Origin of the sequence: Frateuria sp. (assembly GCF_035944355.1) — a bacterium.
In the GTDB taxonomy this organism is placed as follows: domain Bacteria; phylum Pseudomonadota; class Gammaproteobacteria; order Xanthomonadales; family Rhodanobacteraceae; genus Frateuria_A.
This window is the reverse complement of sequence record NZ_DASZBH010000015.1, coordinates 36,135-46,254: the sequence shown is the minus strand read 5'-3', so window position 1 is coordinate 46,254 and position 10,120 is coordinate 36,135. Positions and strand designations below refer to the sequence as shown.

General features: G+C 69.6%; 9 protein-coding genes. 2 read left to right on the top strand and 7 right to left on the bottom strand.

What is annotated here, in order from left to right; all coding sequences use genetic code 11:
* Nucleotides 1–153: 153 nt before the first annotated feature.
* On the bottom strand, nt 154–1,050 hold the full coding sequence (locus tag VGU03_RS12800; protein WP_327481097.1) for a LysR family transcriptional regulator: 897 nt from the start codon (nt 1,048–1,050) through the stop codon (nt 154–156).
* A 109-nt stretch (nt 1,051–1,159) separates the two neighbouring features.
* Here VGU03_RS12800 and VGU03_RS12795 point away from each other — a divergent pair, with 109 nt between their 5' ends.
* Nucleotides 1,160–1,894, top strand: a complete 735-nt coding sequence (locus VGU03_RS12795) for an SDR family oxidoreductase (protein WP_327481095.1) — start codon at nt 1,160–1,162, stop codon at nt 1,892–1,894.
* Nucleotides 1,895–2,060: 166 nt separating this feature from the next.
* Here VGU03_RS12795 and VGU03_RS12790 read toward each other — a convergent pair whose 3' ends face one another.
* The 6 genes from VGU03_RS12790 to VGU03_RS12765 form a co-directional block, all read right to left on the bottom strand.
* Nucleotides 2,061–2,591: a DUF2894 domain-containing protein gene (locus tag VGU03_RS12790; RefSeq protein WP_327481093.1), complete on the bottom strand. Its 531-nt coding sequence runs from the start codon at nt 2,589–2,591 to the stop codon at nt 2,061–2,063.
* The gene (locus tag VGU03_RS12785; RefSeq protein WP_327481091.1) at nt 2,581–3,246 is read right to left on the bottom strand and encodes an OmpA family protein; all 666 of its coding nucleotides are present in this window, start codon (nt 3,244–3,246) and stop codon (nt 2,581–2,583) included. The genes VGU03_RS12790 and VGU03_RS12785 overlap by 11 nt, the downstream gene beginning before the upstream one ends.
* On the bottom strand, nt 3,243–5,336 hold the full coding sequence (locus tag VGU03_RS12780; RefSeq protein WP_327481089.1) for a DUF802 domain-containing protein: 2,094 nt from the start codon (nt 5,334–5,336) through the stop codon (nt 3,243–3,245). The genes VGU03_RS12785 and VGU03_RS12780 overlap by 4 nt, the downstream gene beginning before the upstream one ends.
* 11 nt (nt 5,337–5,347) lie before the next feature.
* The gene (locus tag VGU03_RS12775; protein WP_327481087.1) at nt 5,348–6,004 is read right to left on the bottom strand and encodes a DUF3348 domain-containing protein; all 657 of its coding nucleotides are present in this window, start codon (nt 6,002–6,004) and stop codon (nt 5,348–5,350) included.
* Between the two features lie 63 nt (nt 6,005–6,067).
* Nucleotides 6,068–6,826, bottom strand: coding sequence for a hypothetical protein (locus VGU03_RS12770; RefSeq protein WP_327481085.1), 759 nt, complete (start codon nt 6,824–6,826; stop codon nt 6,068–6,070).
* 256 nt (nt 6,827–7,082) lie between these two features.
* Complete coding sequence (locus tag VGU03_RS12765; RefSeq protein WP_327481083.1) at nt 7,083–7,748, bottom strand: dihydrofolate reductase family protein; 666 nt, start codon at nt 7,746–7,748, stop codon at nt 7,083–7,085.
* Between the two features lie 272 nt (nt 7,749–8,020).
* Here VGU03_RS12765 and VGU03_RS12760 point away from each other — a divergent pair, with 272 nt between their 5' ends.
* On the top strand, nt 8,021–10,072 hold the full coding sequence (locus VGU03_RS12760) for a M13 family metallopeptidase (RefSeq protein ID WP_327481081.1): 2,052 nt from the start codon (nt 8,021–8,023) through the stop codon (nt 10,070–10,072).
* Nucleotides 10,073–10,120 lie beyond the last annotated feature (48 nt).

Genomic DNA, 10,120 nt, shown 5'->3' with positions numbered 1-10,120 from the left:
GGACCCGAAATGGGTAAGACACAAGGCCGGTAGCGCGCTGTCACGCCGCAAAATTCCCGTGCCGGACCCGATCTTCGTGCGCAGCGTCGGTGCGGCCGCCGGCCGCTTGCGTCCGCCGGTGCGGCCATCGTCGCGATTGCTGCGGCTCTTGCATCAATTGCCTCCCAGCGTTTCCTGGAGAAAGGCGATAAAGCTCTCCAGCTTGGGCGGCATGCGGTTATCCGGCAGGTGCACGACCTGCACTGGCCAGGTGGGTGCCGGCCAGTCGGGAAAGAGGCGCACCAACCGTCCGGCGTCGAGGTCGTCCTGTAGGAGCATCTGTGGTTGAAGAATGACCCCCAGCCCCGCGAGCGCGGCCTCGCGTAGCGCCATACCGCCGTTCACATCGAGTCGGCCGTGCACGCTGACTCGTTCGATGCCGTCGTTGTCCGGCCTGGGGAACCACCAGTCGCGCTCGGGCCCAGCGGCAAACATGAGGGCCAGGCAATGGTGCTGCGCCAGGTCGGACGGCACGCGTGGATGTCCATGCCGCGCCAGGTAAGTGGGCGACGCGCATGCGATGCGCGGCGACGGCCGCAGAGGCCGCGCGACCAGGCCCGAATCCGGCAGTACCCCCACGCGGATCACGGCGTCGAAACCATCGTGCGCGAGATCGACGTAACGATCATCCAACGACAGCTCGATCTGCACCTCGGGGTAGCGGTCAAGATAGTTTGCGAGGATCGGTGCAAGCACACGCGTGCCGTACATGACCGGGCAGCTCACGCGCAGCCGACCTCGGGGGCGCGTTTGCATCTCGCGCGCGTCGAGCTCAGCGGCCTCGACCAAGGCGATGATCTCCAGGCATTGCTTGTGGTAGCGCTTGCCGAGCTCGGTCAGGCTCTGGCTCCGGGTGGTGCGGTTCAACAGCCGGGCCTTGAGGCGACGTTCCAGCTCGCGCACGTGGTTTCCGACCATGGTGGGCGTCATGCCGCTGCCCTCGGCGGCGGCGGCGAAGCTGCCGCGTTCGACCACGCGCGCAAACATCACCATGCTGGTGAAACGGTCCATTCGCAAGCCTCGTTAAGGGGTGACGGAAGAACGGTGGCGTTTATCAATCAAGTCTTATGAATGATAGTCGTGGCCTCGTTCTTCTTCACAACCTCGCAAGGACTCACTCATGACCGGCGCAGCAACAGACCTCCGCAACCAACGTATCGTCCTGTTGGGGGGAACTTCGGGTATCGGCTTCGCTACGGCGCGCGCTGCGTTGGATGCGGGCGCTTCGGTGGTGGTGGCGTCTTCGAACAGCCGCCGGGTCGATCAGGCCATCGCCTCGCTTGGCCCTCGGGCCGAAGGGCAAGCAGTCGATCTGGGCGACGAGGCCACAGTGCGTGGGCTGTTCGAGCGGCTCGGTCGTTTCGATCATCTCGTCTACAGCGCGGGCGATCCGCTGCAAATCGGACCGCTTGCGGACACGGGCCTGGACGCCATGCGCAAGGCTTTCGACATACGCGTCTTCGGTGCCATGGCGGCGGCCAAGCACGCGGCGCCCCATCTACGGCCGGGCGGCTCGGTGGTGTTGACCGGCGGCATCGCCAGTCTGCGACCGCAGCAGGGCTGGACGTCGGTGGCCAGTATCTGCGGCGCCATGGAGGGCTTCATGCGGGCGCTGGCGGTGGAGCTGGCGCCGATCCGCGTCAACCTGGTAAGCCCGGGTCTGGTGAAAACGCCGCTGTGGGACGGCATTCCCGAAGCCCAGCGTGAAGCGCTATACGCCGCCAGCGCTGCGTCCTTGCCCGTTGGCCGTGTGGGCGAAGGCGACGATATCGCGAAGGCCTATCTCTACCTCATGAGCAACCGCTACTCCACCGGCCAGACCGTCGTCGTGGACGGTGGTGGAGTCTTGGTCTGATTGATGCGCCAAGTGCGCCCTAGCCAGTGGGGCGGAGCAGTCCGATTCGATGGACCGCCCTCGATCAATGGATCGGGCACGGGGCGTCGATGAATAAACACGGTCGCGTCCATTCCAATTCGAGTGGAAGACTCCGCGTCGGCCAGATGCGGCCGTGGTCAATCAGCTACGGCTTGCGACGAGCGCGCTTCTTCGTGGCAGCCGCGCCGAAAGCGGCCACGGAGCCCGCGTCGCCCAACGGCTCCAGCCAAGCCAGGTCATCGACGTAGGCGAGAAACGACCGCAGATAATCCGGCGACAGTTCGTGCATGAGCGCGATGGCGCGGCTGGCCAGCGCGGTGGAGTTGAGCGGGCCGGCGTCGGTGGGGGCGTGGGCGACGGATTGCTGGAGCTGGCTGTCGGTGCGCAGGGTCGACCAGAGCTGGCGGAAGCCGGCGAGCGCGGGCAGGTCCGGGTAGGCGGCGCGCTCCGCGGTGGCCTCGCGGTCCAGGCGTTCGACCAGTTCGTGCAGCGGGCCCGGGTGCGTCGCAGCGGCGTCGCAGGCGGGTGTCTGGTCCAGCGCATCGGCATCGGAAGCTCGCAGCTCGGCCAGACGCGCATCCAGCGCGCGTCGCGCTTGCCCGTCGAGGCTAACGGCGCGCTGTTCCATGGCCGCGATCAGGCGCGCGCGGATGGCCGCGGCGGTGTCAGGGCGCATGGCCGGCGTCGGCGCGGTTCGGTGTAGCGTCGGCGGCCGACGAGCGGGGGATCGGAGCGATCTCCACGCGCCGGTTCTTCGCGCGGCCGGCTTCATCCGTATTGGCGCTGACCGGTTGCTGCGCGCCGAAGGCGGCGGCGAAGACCGCATCGGCGGGCACGCCGGCGGCGATCAGCGCACGGGTGACGGTGAGCGCGCGCTGGGCGGAGAGCTCCCAGTTGTCGGCGAACGGGCGGTTGTCGCCGTGCACGGGCCGGTCGTCGGTGAAGCCGCTGACCATCAGCAGCTCGTCGCGCGACTGCAGGTACCGCGCCAGCGGCGCGGCGAGGCTCTGCACGAGCTGGCGGCCTTCGGGCTGCAGCTGGTCGGAATTGAGCGCGAACAAGAGGCTGCCCCGGATGCCGATGCGTCCGTTGACCAGGGTCACGCGGCCCTGCGCCAGCGGCGTGGCCAGCGCCTGTTCCAGCGTGGTGCGGCGTTGCAGTTCGGCCTGGCGCTGTTTCTCGGCCACCTCCAGCTTGTGCGAGAGCTGCAGCTGCACGCCGATGACGCCCACCAGGATCAGCACGAAGGCGCCCAGCAGCACCGACATCAGGTCGCCGAAGGCCCAGATCGGCGCGGTCGACTCGCCTTCGAACTCGACCTCGTCGCTCATGCTTTCGCCGCCTTCGACTTGCCGCGACCGGCGAGCTGCTGCATGTCGGCGATGATCTGCTGCTGCGAGAGCACGCTGAGCTCGACCACTTCCTTGGCCTGCGCCACGTAGTAGGCGAGTTGCTCGTCGCTGCGCGCGAGCGAGGCGTCGAGCGCGCCGGTGAGCTGCTGCAGGCGCTCCATCAGTGCGTCGTTCGCCTGGCCGAACTGCGCCACGCCAGCGCCGAAGGCTTCGCCCAGGCTGGCGACTTCGACGGCGCCGGCGGCGACCTGCGCGGCGGCGGTATCGAGCTTGCCGGCCTGCGCTTCGACCTGCGCGGCGAAGCGGCTGCCGACGCGATCGAGCAGCTCGGCCGAGGTGTCGACCAGCGCGTCGATCGCGCTGCGCTGTTCGGTGGAGGCATGGTTGACCGCGTCGAGCAGGGTTTCCAGCGTGGCCAGCAGGCGGCTGCGCTCCTCCAGCATGGCAGTGTCGCGCACCATGCTGTCGGACAGCCTCTGGCGCAGCTCGCCGACCACTTCGGCGGCGACGCGCGGCGCTTCGGACGCGGCCTCGACCAGGCGCGCGATCTCGGCGAGGGTCTGGCTGGCATGGGCCTGGGTTTGCGCCACGATGGCGCCGGCGGTCTGCTCCAGCGTGTCGCAGATGGCCTGCTGGCGGCTCTCGGTGGCTTCGCCGGCCTCGTTCCATCGCGCGGCGAGGTCCGCGGTGATGGCGTCGAGCTTCTGCGCCCAGGCGGCCAGGCGCTCCTCGTCCCGCGACTGGAGTGTTGACTGCAGTTGCGCGTGCGAGCGGTCGACCGCCTGCATCAGCGCGGCCGCGTGCGACTCGAAGCTCGCGCCGGCGGCGGCCAGCGCCTGCCGGTTGCGCTCGGCGAGCTCGGTGTGGACGGCGTCCTGCTTGGACAGCGCGCTCTGCCATGCCGCGGCTGCGCGGTCGGCGCTCGCGTCCAGGCGCGTGGCGACGCCGTCCAGCAGGGCGGAGGAGCGCCGCTCGAAGGTGTCGGCGAAGCGGGCGAGGGAGTCGCCCAGCGCCTGCGCGTGGGCTTCATTGGCCTGACGGTGCTGGGCGAGCGCGTCGTTCCAGATGCCGGTGACGGTACGCGCGGTGGCGTCGAAGCCGGCCGCCAGGCCGTCGAGCTGGCGCTGCACGGCCTCGCCCATGCTGGCCTGGATCGCGGCGCTCTCGCGGGCAAGGCTGGCCAGGGTGGATTCGACCACCGGCTGCAGCACGCCGGCGGCGGTGCGCGCACTGTCGGCCACGCTGGCCTGCAGCGACTGTTCGACCGAGCGGGCCAGGCGCGTGTAGGCCTCCTCGGTGTGGCGGTGGAAGGCCTCGCGGTCGGCGAATTGGCGCTCGTGGGCGGCGGCGTTTTGCTGCTCCAGTGTCGCGGCCATCGCCTGCAGGCGGTCGACCAGCGCGGGCATCGCCGCGGCCTGCTGCTGCAGCAGGCGGAAGGCTTCCTCGCGCCGGTGCGCCTGCGAGTGGATGCGCAACGTGGAGGTGATGGCGGCATCCAGCGCGTGCACCGCCTGCAGCCGCTCGCGGCGGACCAGCGCGGAGAGCAGGCCGAGCATCGCCGAGCTGGCGACGCCGGCGATGGAGGTGCCGAAGGCGAAGGCCAGCCCGTTGACCGGCGCGGCCAGCGAGCCGCGGATCGCCTGCAGGTCGCTGGCGCTGCCGAGCGCCGTGCCGGTGCCGCGCAAGGTCGCCATCATGCCGAGCAGCGTGCCGAGCATGCCCAGCAGCACCAGCAGGCCGATCAGGTAGGGCGTCATCGCCGGCGCCGGCAGCGCGGCGCGCTCGCCTTCCACGCGCAGGCGCACGGCGTGGCGCAGGCCGGGAGCCAGGCGCTCCAGCCAGCGGCCGAGCTCGGCCGGCGGCTCGGCCAGTTCGTCGACCGCCCGGCGCAGCGTGGCGGTGGCCTGGCGATAACGGAACAGCTCGAAGGCGCCGGCCAGGTAGCAGGCGCCGATCAGCAGCGCGACGGCCGCGCCTGGCGGATTGGAGCCGACGTAGCCGGCGACGATCCAGCCGACGGCGATGAGGCCCAGCGCGAACACGGAAAGGAAAAGCAGACGTTTGAACATGGAGAACCGCGTCAGGAGGTGCGAAGCGCCGCGAGCAGCGCCTCGACCGGTTGGAAACGAAGATCGAGCTCGGCCAGCAACACGCCCTGCATGTCGCGGCGGAAGCCATCGAGCCAGGTGGAGGCATGCCCGGCGGCACGCAGGCTTTCAAAGCGCCGGCCGAGCAGTTCGGGCACCTGGGCGAGCAGGGCGTGCTCGCGCGGGGTGAGGGCCGCTTCCATGACGGCATCCACTTCGGCCAGTCGCGCCAGGTCGGGCGAAGCCTGGGCGAGCGCGTCACGCAGCGTGCCGCGCAGGCGGCCGACGGTGGCCTGCATGGCGCGCTGGCGGGCGAGGCAATGCTGGCGGAAGGGGGCGTAGTCGGGCTGGGCCGGTGCCAATGCGCGGGCGGCGAGCAGCGGATCGTCCTTGATGGCCGCGGCCAGCACCTCGTGCGCCCGTTTGCATTGTCCGTGCAGGTCCTCTGGCGCCGGTGCGTCCACCGCGGCCGCGGCCGGCCGCCCATCGAGCGCGGCGGCGAGCGACAGCGCATGCTTCCAGTCCAGCCACTGCCCCAGCCGCTCGGGCAGCGACTGGCCGGACGCGGCCACGTCGACCTCTGCCAGGCGCGCCAGCAAACGGGTGAACGTGGGCCCGCGAACCGCCGGGCGGAGTGCAGCTTGCGCCATGTTTTCCGGAGCAAAACCGGCAGTTTAGCGCGGCAGCGGTCCGGCGTCGCCCGCAGGGCCAGGCTAGAACGCGTATTCCGCCGAGATGCCCGCGCCGCTGTCGTGCAGGTAGACCGCGTTGCCGTCCTCGCGGCTGCGCTCGTCCTGCGCGAACTCGGTGTGGAAGACGTAGGCAGTGAACCGCCAATGCGGGTCGGCCCGGTAGGCCAGGGCGACTTGTTCCTCGCTGTCGGTCTGCGCCAGGCGCACTTCGCCGCCTTCGGTGCGCAGGCTGTTCACCCAGGGCAGGCGGCCCCAACTGGCATCGGCGGTCAGCTGCAGGACATCGCTGAGCGGGTAGCGCAGGTGCAGCCCCAGCATGGGTACGGGAAGCTCCTGTACGTAGAAGTCTTCCTTCAGCTCGTGGCCGGGGCTGTCCGCGGCGATGGCGCCGTCCAGCTTGAAGTTGAGCATGACGTAGCGGGCGCCGAGGCTGCCCCACAGGCTGCCGCCGCGGCCAACGTCCGCCAGGCGGCGCCAGTAGCTCGCGTCCAGTTCGATGAAGTCCTGGAAGTGGGTGGCGGTATCCAGCCGGCCCGGCGCCACCTTGGTGCCGTTGAAGTAGACCGGAGCGGCGAACTGGGCGCTGCCGTCCAGGCGATGGGTGGTCAGGCCTAGGTGCAGCTCGCCCACGTCACCCAGCGGCGTCCAGGCGAGCAGCCGCAACGACTGCATGTGATTGGCACCGAGGTCGTCGTTCAAGCGCAGGCGAGTGGCGGGTACGTCGTTCTCGCGTACCCGGATCCAGCCGCCGGCCCAGCCCTGTTCGGCGGCCAAACTCACATGCCAGTCCGTGGCTCGCAGCGGACGACCGCCCAGCGATGCGGCGAGCAGCAAGGGCAGAACGAACGCACGCCTGCGGCGATTGCGGCGGGCGGCAGGGGTCGGAGGCGGATGCATGGCTGGGCGCGAGTAGCGCGTGGCACACCGGGAGCGCTGCGATTGTTCGCGTGCAGCCGTCAAAGCGAGGTCGAAGTACCGGTGCCGACCCAAGGAGCAGATCCCTGCCGCCGCCCTTGGGTCGCGGCTCGCGGCTGGTTCAAGCGGGCCGATAGACGACAGCCAGGGTGCCGGAGGCGAAGGAGATCGTATTGACCAGGCGCAGATCGACCGGGCTGCTCAGTTCGGAAAACAATGGCTGGCCCCGGCCCAGCGCCACGGGATGCACGGCCAGCCGGTATTCGTCGATGAGGCCGGCGGCCACCAGGCTGCGTGCGAACCGGGCGCCGCCGTGCGCGAGGATGTAGTTGCCCGGCTGCTCCTTGAGCCGGCGGACTTCTTCCACGAGCTCGCCGCGCGCCACCGCAGGCTCGGTCCAGGACTTGAGGATGGCCTCCGTCGGCGTGGCGCCGTGCCGCTGCGCATTGCGTGCCTTCGCTTCGGCCAGTGCCGCCGTCGTCTTGCCGGCCTGCGGGCCGTGCTCGATCCCACGCCTGGAGAAGATGAGCTTGGGGATGTCGTTCATCGGCGCGGCGATCGGCATGTCCGAGTAGGGCCAGAACGCCGCCATGTCGTGATAGCTGCGGCTGCCCATGATGTGCACGCCCGCCCCGCCGAGCGTGTCGAGCAGCCACGCGGTGGAATCCTCGCCGCCCGACGAGCGGAATATCCAGTCGGCCTCGCCGTTGGGCCCGGCGACGAAGCCGTCCAGGGAAACGGACATCTTCAACACGAGCTTGCGCTTTGCAGTGGTCGGGCTGGCCATGACTTCTCCCTAGGTTCCGGTGATGGGCCGCAGAACGTCCGGATGCCGGTGCCGATGCTGGCCTCTTCACAGCGACGAACGGCGAGCGCCGGTTTCGACACGGCCAGCGAAACGGCGCCAGGGGCTTCTGCGCAGGTGTGCGAAGCATCGTCGGCAGCCTGGGGCCGGGACAGGTGCCTGTTGACGCGGGTACGCCTTTGGCATGACCTTCGGCGGTTCACGGGCGCCCTCGCGGCGTGCAGAGTCGCGCGAACCCTCTCCAGGAACACCCCATGACCCACCTGGCCACTTCCTTCCGAGCCACCCTGCTGGCGGCCGCGCTGGCGTTCGCCTCCGCCGGCGCCCTGGCCGCGGACGCCGCGCCCAAGCCGGATTTCCTCGCTGCGCACATCGACAGTTCGGTCGATCCAGGCGTGGATTTCTTCGAGTACGCCAACGGCGCCTGGCTGAAGGCGCATCCGATCCCGGCGTCCGAGGCGGCGTGGGGCATCGGCAACGAGGTGGACGACGAGCTGTATGCGCGGCTGCGCGGCATCAGCGAGGCAGCGGCCAGGCAGAAGGCCGCGCCGGGCAGCGACCAGCGGAAGATCGGCGACTTCTGGGCCACCGCCATGGACGTGGCGAAGGCCGATCGCCTGGGAACGCGGCCGCTGCACGCCGAGCTGACGCGCATCGACGCGATCTCCTCGCCCGCGGGCGTGCTCGACACGGTGTTCGCGTTCAAGCCGATCGGCGTGGGCGTGCTGTTCCGCATCGGCGTCGGCCAGGACGACAAGGACAGCGCCACGATGGCGGTGCAGGTCCGCCAGGGCGGCCTGGGCCTGCCCAACCGCGACTTCTACTTCAACCCGGAAGCGGGCGTGGCCAAGATCCGCACCGCGTATGTCGAGCACATGGCGCGCACCTTCGTGTTGCTCGGCCGCAACCCGGCGGCTGCCAAGGCTTCGGCCACGAAGGTGATGGCCTTCGAAACGGCGCTGGCCAAGGCCTCGCGCAAGCTCGAGGACCTGCGCGATCCGGAGAAGAACTACAACAAGATGACGCCGGCGGACTTCACCGCGAAGTACACGCCCTCCATCGACTGGAGCGCGCGGCTGGCCGCCTGGGGCATCCGTCCCTCTTACGTGATCGTCGGCCAGCCGGAATTCTTCGCGGCCGAGGACCGCCTGCTGCGCGAGACGCCGCTGCCGGTGCTCAAGGACTACCTGCGCTATCACCTGGTCGACGACTACGCGCCGTTCCTGTCCACCACGCTGGACGAGGAACACTTCGATTTCCACGGCCGCGCCATGTCGGGCCAGCAGGAGCAGCGCCCGCGCTGGAAGCGCGCACTGGACGAGGAGAACGACGCCATGGGCATGGTGCTCGGGCGCATCTTCGTCAGGCAGTATTTCCCCGAGGCGTCCAAGCAGCGCTACCAGGCGATGGTCGAAGCGGTGCGCAGCACCTTCCACGACCGCATCCAGCGGCTGGACTGGATGGGCGAGGACACCAAAGCCAAGGCGCTGGCCAAGCTCGCCGCGGTCACGCCCAAGGTCGGTTACCCGGACAAGTGGAAGGACTATTCGGCGCTCGAGGTCGGGCGCGAGTCCTATGCGGCGAACGTGATGTCGGCCAACCGCTGGCAGTTCCAGGACAACCTGTCCAAGTTCGGCAAGCCGGTCGACCGCACCGAATGGGACATGACGCCGCAGACCTACAACGCCTACTACAACCCGTCCAACAACGAGATCGTGCTGCCGGCGGCGATCTTCATGGTGCCCGGCGTGCCCGACGACCAGGTGGATGATGCGGTTGCCTACGGCTACGTCGCGGCCAGCACGATCGGCCACGAGATCACCCACGGCTTCGACGACGAGGGCCGCCAGTACGACGCGCAGGGCAACCTGTCCGCCTGGTGGACGGCGCAGGACGCCGCCCGCTTCAACGCCGCCGCGCAGGTGATGGTCAGGCAGTTCGACGCCTACGAGCCGCTGCCGGGCCTGCACATCAACGGCAAGGCCAGCCTGGGCGAGAACATCGCCGACTACGGCGGCGTGCTGCTGGGCCTGGAGGCGTTCGAGAAGACCGAGCAATACAAGAAGGGCGAGAAGACCGGCGGGCTGACCCCGACGCAGCGCTACTTCCTCGGCTATGCGCTGGGCTGGATGAGCCAGCAGCGCCAGCAGCAGTTGCGCCAGCGCCTGCTGTCGGACGTGCATGCGCCGGCGAAATGGCGCGTGCTCGGCCCGATGTCCAACATCCCCGCGTTCTACGAGGCGTTCGGCGTGAAGCCCGGGCAGCCCATGTGGCGCGCGCCGCAGGATCGCGTGCGGATCTGGTAAGGCGAGCCGGCCCGGGGCGCTCGTAAGGGCGCCCTCCGGCCCGGTATG